The sequence below is a fragment of the Nonomuraea dietziae genome (assembly GCF_014195505.1).
Taxonomy (GTDB): domain Bacteria; phylum Actinomycetota; class Actinomycetes; order Streptosporangiales; family Streptosporangiaceae; genus Nonomuraea; species Nonomuraea roseola.
Genome location: NZ_JACIBV010000001.1, coordinates 7,567,221 through 7,582,338, shown reverse-complemented (window position 1 = coordinate 7,582,338; position 15,118 = coordinate 7,567,221). Strand labels below are relative to the sequence as shown.

The window sequence follows — 15,118 nt, the reverse complement described above, 5'->3', positions numbered from 1 at the left end:
GAGGTAACGGGCAAGCAAAGACGTGCTGTCAAGCGCGCCCTACCGTCGAATCGAACACAAACCGTACGATCTTGCCGGATATAGCCGACACGCCCTCATTTACCCAGCTAACTCGATCCTGACGCCCCATTCCCGCGACCGCCCGAAGAGTTCTCGAGGCCCCACGCGCGCCCCGCTTCGGCGGGCAGCGGCTTCCGGCTACCGGAGGCACAGCCGGTCCCCGCCCGGCAGCCCAGCCCCGCCGACCGCAATGCAGCCATGCCGACCCTTCCGGGCGAGAGGCTTCACCATCTCCAACGCGTCCGCCGCAACGCAGGCATCCCCACCGCAACGCAGACGCCCCACCGCAGAGCACGCATGCCAACCGCAGCACACACGGAACAACCGGCAAGGCAGGCGCACCACCACAGAGCGCGCATGCCCACCCGCAACGCAGGCATCCCCACCGCAAGGCAGACGCTCCACCGTGGAACACGCATGCCAACCGCAGCACACACGGGACAACCGGCAAGCCAAAGCGCACCACCACAGAGCAGACATGCCGACCGCAACGCAGGCATCCCAACCACAGCACACAGAGGCGACCGGCAGGGCAGGCGCGCCAACCGCAGCGCAGATGGGACCACCTGGCAGGCGCACCAACCGCAGCACGGAGGTAGCGACCGCAGAGACATGCCAACCGCACCACAGTCGGGACCACCGGGAAGCAGGCGCACCAACCGCAGAGCAGGCCTGCCTACCCGCAACGCAGACGAGACGACCCGCACGGCAGGCCTGCCGACCGCACGGCAGGCATGGAGAGATCCTAAGAGACGCCGCTCGGACACGTGCAGGGAGAGGAGCCCGACAAGGTCATCCCGTCTTTACGGGAAGTCGTCCTCGATTTCGACGCCTTCGTTCTCCAGCGCCTCGCGAACCACCCGATAGGCCAGCCCCGCGCCATACCCCTTGCGCGCCAGCATCCCCGCCAGCCGTCGGGTGCGGACCTGCGCGTCGAGCCCACGCGTCGAGGCCAGCTTGCGTTCCACCAGCCTGCGGGCGGTGTCCGCCTCCTGGTCGGAGTCGACCCGCTCCACGGCCTCGTTGACCGTGTCGCTGTCGACCCCCCTGTGCCGCAGCTCGGCCGCCAGCGCTCGCCGGGCCAGCCCTCGCCCGTGGTGCCGTGAGTCCACCCACGCCTCGGCGAACGCCTCGTCGTTGATCAGACCCAACTCCGTGAACCGATCGAGTACGGCGTCGGCGGCCTCGTCGGGCACCTCGCGCTTCCGCAACGCCTCGGCGAGCTGCGCCCTGGTCTTGGGCCCCATGGTGAGCAGCCTCAGACAGATCGCCCTCGCAACCGATTCGGGATTCGCCGGAGGACCCGAGGCACCCCCTGAACCCTCGTCGGGCCCATCCGGCCCTCCGGAACGCCTCCTCGACGAGCCCCGGCGCGCGCCACCGCCACCGCGCCGCCCACCCGAGCGTCGCCGTTCACGAGACCCCTCACCCTCCGAACCCTCATCGCCCTCCCGACTCCCGTAGCCTCCCGAGCCGTCACTGAACAGCCCCGTGGTGGGAGCGGAGTCCTCATAGCGCCGTGAGTCGTCCTCGGGCTGACGCTTCGAGGCCGCCGAATAGCCCTGGAACCGATCACCCTGCGGACCGTCCGCAGCACCCGGATGACCCTCGAAGCCGTCACCCGGCGGATCGGTCGAAGCGGCCCGATCGTCCTGAGAGTGATCGAACGGCTGACCGGTCGAAGCGCCCACATAACCCTGGGCCCGATCAGCCCACTGACCGCTCGGAGCCGCCGAATAGCCCTGGGAGTGATCGGACAGCTGGCCGGTCGGAGCGCCCGCGTAGCCCTGGGCTTGGTCCGCTGGCTGACCACTCGGATCCGCCAAGTAGCCCTGGGAATGATCGGACAGCTGGCCGGTGGGAGCGCCCGCGTAGCCCTGGGCTTGGTCAGCTGGCTGACCGCTCGGAGCAGCCCACGAGCTCCCCAGGTGATCGGCTGGCCGGCTGGTCGGGGCAGCCTGATCACGCGCCCATTCGGGGGGCTCTCCAGTCGAGTCGAAGGGGTCGCCGACGTCCCGAGGGGAGGTGTTGGCGCGGCGAGTGGCTCTGCGCGGGCGACGGCGGGTGGTCGACCCGTCGTCACCGGAGGCCAGGCCGCGCTGCGGGCGGTCGCCGTCATCGCCGGAAGCGAGCCCCGAGTACGGCCCGCCGCCATCGTCACCGGAGTCCAGCCAGCCGTGTGACCGACCGCCGTCGTCGCCCGAGCCGAGACCTCCCTCAGGGATGGCCCACTCGCCCTCCACCCCCGAAGCGCGCTCACGCACCTTGCGCCTCGGACGGGTCGTGCGCCGGGCGACGTCCGGCCACGCGCCCCAGTCGCGGGACGCCCCAGGATGGTCGGCGTCGCGTCCATGCCCGCCGGCCTCGTTCCCCCGACGGTCGATTCCGCGTCCAGCGCCTTCGGTCTCACGACCCCGAAGCTCGGCATCACGCCCGGGTTCGGCGGCCTGGCTCTCTCGGTGATCGGTTCGAGGCCGGGCGTCATCGGGAAGCCGGCCCTCGGAGGCAGTCGGGAGGGCATCGGGTGTCTGCGGATGACCGCTGTCTGCCTGCGGTCTGTCGTCGCCCTCGTCGGATGTGTTGGGGGACGACGAATGCTCAGAGGATCCCGCGAAGACGCCCTCCGAAGTCGGCCGCCCTCCCGCAGAGACGCCCTCCGAAGTCGGCCATCCTCCCGCAGAGACGCCTCCCGGAGCCAGCCGCCCTCCCTGAGAGACACCTTCCGAAGTCGGCGAATCACCCCCGGAGACACGTTCCGGCGTCGGCCGCTCTCCCGTAGCAGGCGACTGTCCCAACGCGGACTGCTCTCTCGGCGACGGGTCCGCCTCACGGGGCTGCGTCTTCGACGAGGTACCTGTGCCAGCAGCGTGTCCTACGGATGAGGCGCTCGGCCGAGAGGTTGCTGCGGCGGCAGGCTCGATGCTGTCCGTCCGAGACTCGGAGGCGTCCTCCGAGGGAGGGATGGCTGCCCGAGGTTCGGCGACTGCGGCCCGAGGGTCGGAGGTGTCCCCCCACGGCTGGGCGGCTGCCCGAGGCTCGGTGACCTGCCGAGGCTCGGTGGCTTCCCGAGGCTCGGTTACCTGCCGAGGTCCAGTGGTTGCCCGAGGTTCAGGGGCGTGGTCGCTTGTCGTGGCCGTTGACGACCATGGGGAACGGCTGGTCGGTTCGAAGCGCCAGATCGGGCCGTCGTCCTCCGTGTCCCGTGACGCCCTGCGGCTCTTGCGGGCACGGGTTGGGCGGGCGAGGTCGGCGACGCCGTCGGGGACGCGGGACCAAGCGCCCTGGCCCGCCTCGTCGCCAGGGCCCCATCCACCCGAGCTCCACACGCCAGCAGCCGAGCGCTCCCCGCCCCAGGTGCTGTCTGCCGAGCCGCCGCCGTCATCGGCCGGCCCGCCGCCCAGGCCCCAGCTCTCCCGGGCCGACGCGTCCTGCGAACCCCAACCGTTCTGAGGCGTCGCGTCGTGCGACCCCCAGCCACCGGGGGGCGCGTTCGAGCCCCAGCCGCTCTGGGGCGCCGAGTCGTTGGTGGTCCAACCGTCCCGAGTCACCGGGTTGTCGGTGGTCCAGCCCTCTGCGGTCGACGGGGCGTTGGCGGACCAGCCGGCGTCGGCCTCTGTGACGTCCTGTCCCCAGCTTCGGGTGGCCGCTGCGCCTTCTTCACCCCATACGGGGGCCGCACCCTCGCCCAGACCGGTGTGAGCCGACGGGCCGTCCGCTCCGCCACCGGGCCGACCCGATGTGCCGTCCGAGCTCTCGGCCCTACCACTGGCCGCACCGGCCGCCTCCGCACGGGCCGCTTCCGCACGGCCGCCCGGCGCCGGGCGGCCAGCAGCCTGGCCATCGCTCGTCGTGCCGGTCGATGCCCCGCTGACGTCGGGCCCGGGCGTCATGTCGGCCGTGCCCCTGCCCTCGTCGTTCGCTTCCGCTCTCACGTCAGACACCGTGCCGTTCCGAGGTCGGGTGCTCGGCCTGCTCGTGGTCGTTGGCGGTGGGCCCGCCCTCCCTCTGGGGGGCGACGGGGTTCGGGCGTGGGACGGGGGCCGGCGACATGCTCATGCCTCAGACCGGATCAGACGTCACCGGGCTTGGGCGTGGCGGCGGCCTTGGAACCACGGCCGGAGGGCGCGGCGGCGACCGGAGGAGCAGCCGGGGCCGCGGGTGCCTCGGCGGGGGCGTCGACGCGCGGCCCCACACCCAGCTTCTCCTTGATCTTCTTCTCGATCTCGTTGGCCACGTCGGGGTGGTTGCGCAGGAAGTTGCGCGCGTTCTCCTTGCCCTGGCCGAGCTGGTCGCCCTCGTAGGTGTACCAGGCGCCGGACTTGCGGACGAAGCCGTGCTCCACACCCATGTCGATGAGGCCGCCCTCGCGGGAGATGCCCACGCCGTAGAGGATGTCGAAGTCGGCGACGCGGAAGGGCGGCGCCATCTTGTTCTTGACGACCTTGACGCGGGTGCGGTTGCCGACCGCCTCCGTGCCGTCCTTCAGCGTCTCGATGCGGCGGATGTCGAGGCGGACCGAGGCGTAGAACTTCAGCGCCTTGCCACCGGTCGTGGTCTCGGGCGAGCCGAACATGACGCCGATCTTCTCGCGCAGCTGGTTGATGAAGATGGCCGTGGTGCCGGTGTTGTTGAGCGCACCGGCGACCTTGCGCAGCGCCTGGGACATCAGACGGGCCTGGAGACCGACGTGGCTGTCGCCCATCTCGCCCTCGATCTCGGCCTTGGGCACCAGGGCCGCGACCGAGTCGATGACGATGATGTCGACGGCGCCCGAGCGGATCAGCATGTCGGCGATCTCGAGCGCCTGCTCACCGGTGTCGGGCTGGGAGACGAGCAGGGCGTCGGTGTCGACGCCGAGCTTCTTGGCGTATTCGGGGTCGAGGGCGTGCTCGGCGTCGATGAACGCCGCGATGCCGCCCGCCCGCTGCGCGTTGGCCACCGCGTGCAGCGCGACCGTGGTCTTACCACTGGACTCGGGACCGTAGACCTCGATGATGCGGCCCCTGGGGAAGCCGCCGATGCCGAGCGCGACATCGAGTGCGATCGAACCGGTCGGCGTCACCTCGATGGGAGCCCTGACGTCATCGCCGAGGCGCATGACGGAGCCCTTGCCGAACTGCCGCTCGATCTGTGCGAGGGCAGTCTCAAGGGCCTTCTCGCGGTCGTTGATAGCCATGGGAACTCCCCTGGAGGGTCGTGTCTGGTCGGTCGAGTGAAAGCTACGCGGTGGGACCGACAATTTTCCGCCGAGCCTGCAGGAAGCGGTTCGGCGAGTTTCATAGTAGCCGAACGGCTGTTCGATGGCGCCCCGAACACGCCGAGTCGCCAGACATTCCCTGACATTACGCCGGGCGTGTTGCCATGGCCGCTGAGCTGGGGAGATCCTTGGGAAAAGGGTCGAGAGGCGGCGACGTGACGAGCACCTACACCGGGCAGCGGCGTACCCAACTGGAGGCGCTCGCCGAGCTGCTCCCCGCCCACGCGCTCGTCGGGCGCATGGTCGGTGGAGACGATCCCGTGCTGTGGGTCTGGCATCCGCGCACGGGCCGGCAGACGATCATTTTCGCGACGCCGTCGACGTCGGCGTGGGTCTTCCTGTGGTCGCCCGGCGGCCACGGCACGTCCGACGACCTCGAAGGGACGGTACGCGCGGTCGCGGCGGTCCTAGCCGACGGCGAATGACTCCCGCAGCGCGGACACCGTGGCCGTGAGGCCGTCGGAGGCGGCGCGGTCGAGGGCCGCGGTGAGCGTCTGCTCGTAGAGGTCGCTCGCCCCGTCCTTCCGCTCCCTCCCCGCTTCGGTGATGACGGTGTAGACGCCCCGGCGGTCGTTGGCGCACAGGTCACGGCGGGTGAGCCCGGCGGCCTCCAGCCGTCCGACCAGGCGGGTGACGGAGCTCTGATTGAGCCCGAGCAGGTCGGCCAGCTCCTGCATGCGCAGCTCGCCGCTCCTGGCCGTCGACAGGTGGCACAGCGCGCGATACTCCGACAGGCCGAGGCCGTGCCGCTGCAGGGCTGCGGCCAGTTCGTGCTCCACTCTGGCGTGCAGCCGTACCACTCCGACCCACATGTCGTCGTCGAGCGTCGCCATCTGTCTCTCCTCCCGTGTTGACATCCATTCTATGTGTATGCACAGAATATGTATGTGCATACAAGAACTCAAGCATGGGCCTACCTTCTCATCGCCGCCGTCTTCGAGGTGGTCTTCGCCCTGGGCACCAACGCCACCGAGGGCTTCACCCGGCTCGGCCCCTCCCTGCTCACCGTGGCCGCCGCGGCGGGCGGCATCTTCTTCCTCAGCCTGGCGCTCAGGACACTCGACGTGGGTGTCGGCTACACCGTCTGGACGGGCATCGGCTCGGTCGGCACCGTCGTGTTCGGCACGGTGATCTTCGGTGAGTCGCTGAGCGCGTGGAAGGTGCTGGCCTTCCTTCTGATCATCGGCGGGGTCCTCGGCCTCAAGCTGGCCGACCGCCTCTCCCCCTCCACCACAGTCTGAGGAGTGACCGTCATGGCCTGGATCTATCTCTCCATCGCGATCGTCTTCGAGATCGCCTTCGCGCTCGGCACCAACGCCACGCAGGGCTTCACCCGGCTGTGGCCGTCCGTCTTCACACTGATGGCGGCGGCCGGCGGGATCTTCACCCTCAGCCTGGCGCTCAGGACACTCGACGTGGGTGTCGGCTACACCATCTGGACCGGCGTCGGCTCCATCGGCACCGTGCTCCTCGGCGCGCTGATCTACAAGGAGCGGATCACCGCCGCCAAGCTGGTGTCCTTCGCCGCGATCATCGGCGGGATCGTGCTGCTCAAGCTCTCCGCAGGTGTCTGAGCACGAATCCGACCCGCTCCCGTACGGTGAGGCGGGGCAGCTCGACCAGCGAGTAGCCGTAGTCGAGGTACGCCTCCGTGACCCGGTCGTAGGTCAGGGAGGCCTCCTCGAGCGTCTGCCTGCGCTCGGCGTCGTTCTCGAAGATCTCCGGCCACGGGGGCGCGACGAAGACCTCGTGGTGGTAGCGGAAGCTCTTCGCGGCGGCGTCGACGTGCGCGGGGACCGGCCGCCCCTCCAGACGCAGGTAGCCCACGACGTCGGGCACTCCCCTGTCGAAGAAGACGGGCCCCTCCTCGTCCTGTGCGGCGCGGTGCGAGCGCAGCTCCCACTGGAGCATCATCTCGGCGAACAGGACGGGGTCGAGCCAGGGCAGGGCGGGGCCGCCGATCGCGACCTGGTCCTGGATGATCGCGCGGCCGGCCTCCTCCGTACGGCGGAAGCCCGCCGCCTCCAGCCCGTAGATGAATGTGCTCTTGCCCGCTCCCGGCCCGCCCGTGACCACGACGAACGTCATCGGCCGTGCTCCCTCCCCTTGCACGGCCGGCTCAGCGCAGGCGGCTCGACACGTCCTCCACCTGGCACACCGCCCGCCAGACCTCCTTCGCGCTCACGCCCTGCGCGAGCGCCTGCTCGACCGTTCGTCCCCCCAGGGGCGCGATCACGTAGTCGCGGGCCCACGACTCAGCGTAGGGATCGCCGAAGTGGGCGCGCATCCGTCTCCAGAACTCGGTCAGGCGCATGCCACCAAGTATGGAACCCGCCGCCGAATGGGTAGGACAAGCCTCATGGCGAAAACCCCCAAATCGGCTCCCAAGCCGTCAGCCACCGCCAGGACACATCGGGAGCGTCGCCGCAGCCTGCTCCTCCAGCTGCGCCTCGCCGTACAGAAGGACAAGGCCGACCGCGCCGAACGGCACGCGGGCCTGAAGCGGCAACCACGGCAGGGCAGGCCGCGCGATCGCAGGGCGTCGAGGAGATAGACGTCTACAGCACGCGCGAGCCGTACATCTCTCCAAGATGGTCGGCGAGCAACTCCAGTCTGGCGCCGTCGGGGTCCCTGAAATAGATGGAGGCGCCGCTCTCGATCTGGTGCGGCACGCCGGCCATCTCCAGCTTGCCCTTCAGCCGTTCCCACGTGGCGGGGTCCACGGAGATCGCGATGTGGTGCAGCCCGCCGAGGACCTCCTGGTAGGGCGCGAGATCGAGGCCGGGGAAGTCGAAGAAGGCCAGCAGGTTGCCGTTGCCGATGTCGAAGAAGAAGTGGTTGGACCCCTTGTAGTCGCGGTTCTCGAAGATCTCCGTGAGCGGGAACTCCAGGAGGTCCTGGTAGAAGCGGATGGTCTGTTCCACGTCGGAGGAGAGCAGCGCGAAGTGGTGCAGGCCGCGCGCACTGCTCGAGGGACGGTGCGGGAGGAGGTACTGCCGCCTGATGCGCTCGCGATCAGCCTCGATGGCCGAATGGTCGATGGTCACGTCGCTCACCTCTCCCGCTCTATGTCCCCGCAATTCCCGCCTCAATCGCGCATGGTGGCGACAATCTCCTCGACGATCTCGATCGTGGTGCCCGGGTGCAGGAAGGCGAACCTGGCGACGGTCTCACCCTCCCAGCCGGTCGGGGTGACGAATCCGACCTGTCCCGCGAGCAGCCGTTCCGACCAGGCGTAGTAGTCGTGAGAGGTCCATCCGCGGCGGCGGAAGAGCACGGCGGACAGCTCGGGATCGCGGATGAGCTCCAGGTGGTCGCTCTGCCTGATCAGCTCGGCGCTCTCCCTCGCCAGCGTGAGCCCTCGCTCGACGGCCTCGGTGTAGGCGTCGGTGCCGTTGACCGCCAGGGAGAACCACAGCGGCAGGCCGCGTGCTCGCCTGGTCAGGTGGTAGGCGTAGTCGGTGGGGTTCCACTCGCCGCCGTCGGTGTGCAGGACGTCCAGATACGAGGCGTCCTGCGTGTGCACGGCACGCGCCAGGCGCGGGTCGCGATAGATCAGCGCGGCGCAGTCGAACGGGGCGAACAGCCACTTGTGCGGGTCCACGACGAAGGAGTCGGCGTGCTCGATGCCCTCGTAGCGGTGGCGCACGGAGGGGGCGAACAGGCCCGCGCCGCCGTACGCGCCGTCGACGTGGAACCACAGGTCGCGCTCGCGGGCGACCTCCGCGACGCCCTTGAGGTCGTCGATGATGCCCGCGTTGGTGGTGCCCGAGGTGGCGACGACGCCGATGACGTTCTCCTGGCCTTCGAGCGCGCATCGGAGGGCCTCACCCGTGAGGCGGTGGTCCTCCGACGGCACGACCAGCGCCTCGACGCCGATGATGCGCAGGGTGTTGGAGATCGACGAGTGCGCCTGGTCGCTGACGGCGATCTTGGCGTTCGGCAGGCCGGCCGTGTCGCGGGCGACGACCAGGGCGGACAGGTTGGCCGCGCTGCCGCCCGAGACGAAGCAGCCGCCTGCGGTGCCCGGCATGCCCGCGCGGTCGGCGATGAGCCTCAGGACCTGGTTCTCCGCCGCGATGGCGCCCGAGGCCTCCAGCCAGCTGATGCCCTGCAGGGATGCGCACGAGACGACCATGTCGAACAGCAGCGCGGCCTTGGTGGGGGCGGCGGGGATGAAGGACAGGAAGCGGTTGCTGTCGGCGGAGATGACCGCGCGCGAGAGCTGCTGGTCGTAGATGTCCAGGACCCTGGCGGGGTCGTTGCCCTTGGCCGTCATGAGCCCGGCGAGCGCCGCGTCCAGCTTGTCCTTCTCGCCCGGGTGGTCGAGGGGAACGGGATCGAGGGCGAGGCGCTGCCTCATGTAGTCGAAGACCAGGTTGGTGAGGCGCTCGTCATAGCTATGCACGCGTGCATTATGCGGATAAAACCGAAAAAGGGGTAAATAACGGGCAGCGATCTTCCTAACTGCCCGTCCGGGACGGCCCGTCGAGGTTTTGTCGGTACGGCGAGGCACCATGGTGGGATGAGCGCGCTCGACCACTTCAGCAGGATGACCCGTGACTGGTTCGCCGGGGCCTTCCTGGCTCCCACGCAGGCCCAGGAGGGCGCGTGGGAGTCGATCGCGCGCGGCGACAACACGCTGGTCGTCGCGCCCACCGGGTCGGGCAAGACGCTGGCCGCCTTCCTGTGGTCGCTCGACCGGCTGGCGGCCGAACGAGCCGGTGAGGCCGACCCCGCAGGCGCTCGCAGGTGCAGGGTGCTCTACGTCTCGCCGCTCAAGGCGCTGGCCGTCGACGTGGAGCGCAACCTGCGAGCTCCGCTGGCAGGGCTCAAGCAGACGGCGCGCAGGCTCGGCCTCGCCGTCCCCGAGATCTCGGTGGCGATCCGCTCGGGCGACACCCCTGCCGAGGATCGCAGGCGGTTCGCCACCAAGCCGTCCGACATCCTCATCACCACGCCCGAGTCGCTGTTCCTGCTGCTCACCAGCCAGGCGCGAGAGGCGCTGCGCGGCGTCGAGACGGTGATCGTCGACGAGGTGCACGCGGTGGCCGCCACCAAGCGGGGCGCGCACCTCGCGCTCAGCCTGGAGCGGCTCGACGCCCTCCTCGAACGGCCCGCCCAGCGCATCGGGCTGTCGGCGACCGTGCGCCCCGTGAGCGAGGTGGCCGCCTTCCTGGGCGGAGCCAGGCCCGCCGCCGTGGTGCAGCCGCCTTCCGACAAGCGCATCGAGGTGCAGGTCGTCGTCCCGATCGAGGACATGACCGAGCTGGAGGCTCCGGCCGTCCCCGATCCCGAGGCGTTCGCGCCCGAACCCGCGCGCCGCTCGATCTGGCCGCACGTGGAGGAGCGGCTCTTCGACCTGATCGAGGCGCACAGCTCGACGATCGTGTTCGCCAACTCGCGACGGCTGGCCGAACGGCTGTGCACGCGGCTGAACGAGCTCGCCTACGAGCGGCAGCAGGGCGTGGAGGCGATCGACCTGTCGATCTGGGAGACCGTTCCCGAAGACCACGAGGACCTGGGGCCCGACGATCCCCGCCTGACGACAGATCCCGAGACTCCTCGGCCCGGTTCGGAGGCGCGCCGCCCGTCCGGTTCGTGGGCTGACGGTTCAACCGGTTCGACGGCGGGCGGTCAGGACGGTTCGGAGGCGGGTGGTTCGGAGGCGGGTGGTTCGGAGGCGGGTGGTTCGGAGGCGGCGGAGGGACCGGCGGCTCGGCGCCCTGGTGGGGAGGCGACCGCGGCGGCGGGGGCGCGACGGGCGCCTGCGGAGATGATGGCGCAGGCCGGGGCGAGCAAGGGCACGGTCCCCGAGATCGTGCGCGCCCACCACGGGTCGGTCTCCAAGGAGGAGCGGGCGCAGATCGAGGAGGCGCTGAAGTCGGGACGGCTGCCCGCCGTGGTGGCCACCTCCAGCCTCGAGCTGGGCATCGACATGGGCGCCGTCGACCTGGTCGCCTGTGTGGAGGCGCCACCCAGCGTGGCCAGCGGCCTGCAGCGCATCGGCAGGGCAGGCCACCAGGTGGGCGCGGTCTCCAAGGGCGTGATCTTCCCCAAGTACCGCGGCGACCTGATCCAGACCGCCGTCGTCGCCGAGCGCATGCAGAGCGGAGAGATCGAGGAGATGCGCTACCCGCGCAACCCGCTCGACGTGCTCGCTCAGCAGATCGTCGCCATGACCGCGCTCGAGGACTGGACGGTCGACGAGCTCGAGGAGGTCGTGAAGCGGGCCGCGCCGTACGCCACGCTGCCGAGGAGCGCCCTGGAGGCCACGCTCGACATGCTGGCGGGGCGCTATCCGAGTGAGGAGTTCGCCGAGCTGCGTCCGCGCCTGGTCTGGGACAGGGTGACGGGCGTGCTGCAGGGCCGTCCAGGAGCGCAACGGCTGGCGGTGACCAACGGCGGCACGATCCCCGACCGCGGGCTGTTCGGGGTGTTCCTGGTCGGCGAGAAGGGGTCGAGGGTCGGAGAGCTCGACGAGGAGATGGTCTACGAGTCGAGGGCGGGCGACGTGTTCGTCCTCGGCGCCACGTCCTGGCGGATCGAGGACATCACCTCCGACAGGGTGCTGGTCTCCCCCGCTCCCGGTCAGCCGGGCAAGCTGCCGTTCTGGCACGGCGACGCGCCAGGACGCCCCGCCGAGCTGGGCAGGGCGATCGGCGCGTTCCTGAGGGAGCTGTCAGCCGAGGCGGCTCCTGTCGGCGCGAAGGGCGCCGAACCCTCCAGCAAGAGCTCTCCGGGGTCCGGGTCCTCCGGCAAGGCGGGAGCCGGGTCCTCCGGCAAGGCGGGAGCCGGGTCCTCGGGCACGTCGACCAGGTCGCGTGCCAAGGCGGCGGAGTCTTCGAGCAGGGTCGATGCCCATGCGTCGGAGGCCGTCTCCGTCGAGCGGACGGCGGAGGCCCGCTCGACGGAGACGGTGGAGGCCGAACGGCAGGCGGGGACCGGCTCGGCGGGGGCCGCGCAGGTCGCGAAGGACGAGGCCGTCTCCGGGCGAAGGGGTGGGGCTGCCCCGCCGGCGACCGCTGGAGGAGAGGCCGGGAACGGTTCGTCGGAGACCGCGGGGCGAAAGGCCGGTGGGGCGATCGAGCGGATGCGGGCGGCGGGGCTCGACGAGTGGGCGGCCGGCAACCTGCTGTCCTACCTGCACGAGCAGCGCGAGGCGACCGGTTACGTGCCCGACGACCGAACGCTGCTCGTCGAGCGTTTCCACGACGAGCTGGGCGACTGGCGGGTGGTGATCCACTCCCCCTACGGCGCGCGTGTGCACGCCCCCTGGGCGCTGGCCATCAACCGGCGGCTGCGTGAGCGCTACGGCGTCGACGTGCAGGCCGTGCACTCCGACGACGGCATCGTGCTGCGCATCCCCGACACGCTGGCCGAGCCCCCCAGCGACGTGGCCGCCTTCGACGCCGACGAGATCGAGCAGATCGTCACCGAGGAGCTGGGCGGCTCGGCGCTGTTCGCCTCGCGCTTCAGGGAGTGCGCGGGGCGGTCGCTGCTGCTGCCCCGTCGTACGCCGGGCAAGCGGACCCCGCTGTGGCAGCAGCGCCAGCGGGCCGCGCACCTGTTGGGGGTGGCCTCGAAGTACGCGAGCTTCCCCGTGGTGCTGGAGACGATGCGCGAGTGCCTTCAGGACGTCTTCGACGTGCCCGGCCTGGTGCGCCTCATGCGCGACATCGCGGCGCGGCGCGTGCGGGTGGTGGAGGTGGAGACCTCGCAGGCCTCGCCGTTCGCGGCGTCTCTGCTGTTCCACTACATCGGCGCGTTCATGTACGAGGGCGACGCGCCGCTGGCCGAGCGGCGGGCGCAGGCGCTCGCGCTCGACACGACGCTGCTGGCCGAGCTGCTCGGCCAGGCGGACCTGCGCGAGCTGCTCGACCCCGACGTGATCGCCGACGCCGAGCGCGAGCTGGCCAGGCTCGACAGGCCGCTGCGTGACGCCGAGGACCTCGCCGACCTGCTGCGCTCGCACGGCCCCCTGCTGGCGGCCGACGTGAGCGTGCGAGGCGGCGACCCAGGCTGGCTGTCCGGCCTCGAGCGGGCGCGCAGGGCGATCAGCGTGCGCGTCGCCGGCGAGGAGCAGTGGGCCGCGATCGAGGACTCCGCCAGACTGCGCGACGCCCTCGGCGCGCCGCTGCCTGTCGGCATCCCGCACGCCTTCCTCGAGCCGGTGGCCGACCCGCTCGGCGACCTCGTCGCCAGGCACGCCCGTACGCGTGGCCCCTTCCACGCGAGCACGGCCGCCGCCAGGTTCGGGCTCGGCGTCGCCGTGATCACCGACGCGCTGCGCAGGCTCGCCGCCTCGGGCCGGGTGGTGAACGGCGAGTTCAGGCCGGGAGGGCGCGGCGAGGAGTGGTGCGACGCCGGGGTTCTCAGGCTGCTGCGGCGCAGGTCACTGGCCCGGCTGCGCAAGGAGGTCGAGCCGGTCCCGCACGAGACGCTCGCCCTGTTCGCGCCGACGTGGCACGGCATCACAGGCCGCGGCGGTCAGGCGCCGAGGTCCATGCCAGGCGGGGCGATCAGCTCGGCCAGGTCGATGGACGCGCTGGTCAACGCCATCGAGCAGATGCAGGGCGCCGCGGTGCCCGCCTCCTCGCTCGAGACGCTGGTGCTGCCCTCCAGGGTGCCCGGCTACCATCCCGCGCTGCTCGACGAACTGACCTCCTCCGGCGAGGTGATCTGGGCGGGTCAGGGATCGCTGCCAGGCGGCGACGGCTGGGTCTCGCTCTTCTTCGCCGACACCGCCCCTCTCCTGCTTCCCACCCCTGCCGAGATCACGATGACGCCGCTGCACGAGCAGGTGCTCGACGCGCTCGGCGGCGGTGGCGCGCTGTTCTTCCGCGGCCTGTCCGACCGGGTCGGCTCGATGGACGACCTGACGCTGACCACCGCCCTCTGGGACCTCGTGTGGTCCGGCAGGGTCTCGGGTGACACGCTCGCGCCGCTCAGGGCGACGCTCGGCTCGGGCCGTCCCGCCCACCGGCCCGCCACCACCAGGCGGCGGCGGGCGGTGCTGCCGAGCAGGAGCGGCTCTCCGCTGGTAGGCGGCCGGTGGTGGCTGCTGCCCTCCCCCTCGCCCGACACCACCCAGCGCGCGCACGCCCAGGCCGAGGTCCTGCTCGAACGGCACGGCGTGGTGACCAGGGGCGCGGTGATGGCCGAGCGGCTGCCGGGCGGGTTCGCCGCGGTGTACCAGGTGCTCAGGGCCTTCGAGGAGAGCGGACGCTGCCGTCGCGGCTACTTCGTCGAAGGGCTCGGCGGTGCCCAGTTCGCCCTGCCCGGCGCCGTCGACCGCATGCGGGCGCTCTCCCCCAACGCCTCGGGCTCCTTCGCCGACACGGCGTCGGGGCAGAGCGCGGTGGTGCTGGCCTCAGCCGACCCCGCCAACCCGTACGGCGCGGCGCTCCCCTGGCCCACTCGCCCAGGCGAGGTGGGGCACAAGCCGGGCCGCAAGGCGGGAGCGCTCGTCGTGCTGGTGGACGGGCACCTCGTGCTGTACGTCGAGCGGGGCGGCAAGACGTTGCTGTCGTTCGCCGACGACGGACGGCTGCGGCCGGCGGTGGACGCGCTGGCCCTGGCCGTACGCGACGGGGCGCTCGGAAAGCTGACGGTCGAGCGGGCCGACGGCGGCTCGATCACCGACTCACCGCTGGCGGCGGCGCTGGAGGAGGCGGGCTTCCACCCCACCCCCCGAGGCCTGCGCCTACGCGCCTGACCCCTTCGACGACCTTCCACCCCTCACGCGAACAGCCCGAAGCCTCGCCGCACCCGCTCTCTCGGGCTCCGAGCCCCGCGCGG

Annotated in this window: 13 protein-coding genes; 5 read left to right on the top strand and 8 right to left on the bottom strand. The window is 71.1% G+C overall.

The features are described from left to right. Nucleotides 1–863 precede the first annotated feature (863 nt). The 3 genes from recX to recA all read right to left on the bottom strand — a co-directional run bounded on the left by recX (nucleotide 864) and on the right by recA (nucleotide 5,236). Complete coding sequence (gene recX, locus FHR33_RS53450) at nucleotides 864–1,547, bottom strand: recombination regulator RecX (RefSeq protein ID WP_246453384.1); 684 nt, start codon at nucleotides 1,545–1,547, stop codon at nucleotides 864–866. A gap of 2,446 nt (nucleotides 1,548–3,993) precedes the next feature. Next, a complete protein-coding gene (locus FHR33_RS52095; protein ID WP_281388204.1) occupies nucleotides 3,994–4,116 on the bottom strand; it encodes a hypothetical protein in 123 nt (40 codons plus the stop codon). 13 nt (nucleotides 4,117–4,129) lie between these two features. Next, nucleotides 4,130–5,236, bottom strand: coding sequence for a recombinase RecA (gene recA / locus FHR33_RS36110; RefSeq protein ID WP_183657590.1), 1,107 nt, complete (start codon nucleotides 5,234–5,236; stop codon nucleotides 4,130–4,132). Nucleotides 5,237–5,472: 236 nt separating this feature from the next. Between recA and FHR33_RS36105 the strand changes: the two genes are divergently transcribed. Beyond that, complete coding sequence (locus tag FHR33_RS36105) at nucleotides 5,473–5,742, top strand: hypothetical protein (RefSeq protein ID WP_183657587.1); 270 nt, start codon at nucleotides 5,473–5,475, stop codon at nucleotides 5,740–5,742. On the opposite strand, the gene FHR33_RS36100 is transcribed toward FHR33_RS36105, so the two are convergent. Further along, nucleotides 5,725–6,150 (bottom strand): MarR family winged helix-turn-helix transcriptional regulator, encoded by a 426-nt coding sequence (locus tag FHR33_RS36100; protein ID WP_183657585.1) that lies wholly within the window; start codon nucleotides 6,148–6,150, stop codon nucleotides 5,725–5,727. The genes FHR33_RS36105 and FHR33_RS36100 overlap by 18 nt on opposite strands. A 54-nt stretch (nucleotides 6,151–6,204) precedes the next feature. Between FHR33_RS36100 and FHR33_RS36095 the strand changes: the two genes are divergently transcribed. Both FHR33_RS36095 and FHR33_RS36090 read left to right on the top strand, forming a co-directional pair. Continuing rightward, nucleotides 6,205–6,558 carry a DMT family transporter gene (locus FHR33_RS36095; RefSeq protein ID WP_312895876.1) on the top strand — a complete coding sequence of 118 codons (354 nt, stop codon included), beginning with the start codon at nucleotides 6,205–6,207 and terminating at the stop codon, nucleotides 6,556–6,558. Between the two features lie 12 nt (nucleotides 6,559–6,570). After that, nucleotides 6,571–6,891, top strand: a complete 321-nt coding sequence (locus FHR33_RS36090; RefSeq protein WP_183657581.1) for a DMT family transporter — start codon at nucleotides 6,571–6,573, stop codon at nucleotides 6,889–6,891. On the opposite strand, the gene FHR33_RS36085 is transcribed toward FHR33_RS36090, so the two are convergent. Both FHR33_RS36085 and FHR33_RS36080 read right to left on the bottom strand, forming a co-directional pair. Further along, complete coding sequence (locus FHR33_RS36085) at nucleotides 6,869–7,405, bottom strand: AAA family ATPase (protein WP_183657579.1); 537 nt, start codon at nucleotides 7,403–7,405, stop codon at nucleotides 6,869–6,871. The two genes, FHR33_RS36090 and FHR33_RS36085, sit on opposite strands and share 23 nt — an antisense overlap. Nucleotides 7,406–7,436: 31 nt before the next feature. Beyond that, nucleotides 7,437–7,631, bottom strand: a complete 195-nt coding sequence (locus tag FHR33_RS36080; protein WP_183657576.1) for a DUF3046 domain-containing protein — start codon at nucleotides 7,629–7,631, stop codon at nucleotides 7,437–7,439. A gap of 45 nt (nucleotides 7,632–7,676) precedes the next feature. Here FHR33_RS36080 and FHR33_RS36075 point away from each other — a divergent pair, with 45 nt between their 5' ends. Next, nucleotides 7,677–7,871: a hypothetical protein gene (locus FHR33_RS36075; protein ID WP_183657573.1), complete on the top strand. Its 195-nt coding sequence runs from the start codon at nucleotides 7,677–7,679 to the stop codon at nucleotides 7,869–7,871. 4 nt (nucleotides 7,872–7,875) lie between these two features. On the opposite strand, the gene FHR33_RS36070 is transcribed toward FHR33_RS36075, so the two are convergent. Next, nucleotides 7,876–8,364 (bottom strand): VOC family protein, encoded by a 489-nt coding sequence (locus FHR33_RS36070; RefSeq protein ID WP_183657570.1) that lies wholly within the window; start codon nucleotides 8,362–8,364, stop codon nucleotides 7,876–7,878. Between the two features lie 41 nt (nucleotides 8,365–8,405). After that, nucleotides 8,406–9,725 carry a pyridoxal phosphate-dependent decarboxylase family protein gene (locus FHR33_RS36065; RefSeq protein ID WP_221241386.1) on the bottom strand — a complete coding sequence of 440 codons (1,320 nt, stop codon included), beginning with the start codon at nucleotides 9,723–9,725 and terminating at the stop codon, nucleotides 8,406–8,408. A gap of 117 nt (nucleotides 9,726–9,842) precedes the next feature. Between FHR33_RS36065 and FHR33_RS50890 the strand changes: the two genes are divergently transcribed. Next, nucleotides 9,843–15,035 carry an Lhr family helicase gene (locus tag FHR33_RS50890; protein ID WP_246452290.1) on the top strand — a complete coding sequence of 1,731 codons (5,193 nt, stop codon included), beginning with the start codon at nucleotides 9,843–9,845 and terminating at the stop codon, nucleotides 15,033–15,035. Nucleotides 15,036–15,118 lie beyond the last annotated feature (83 nt).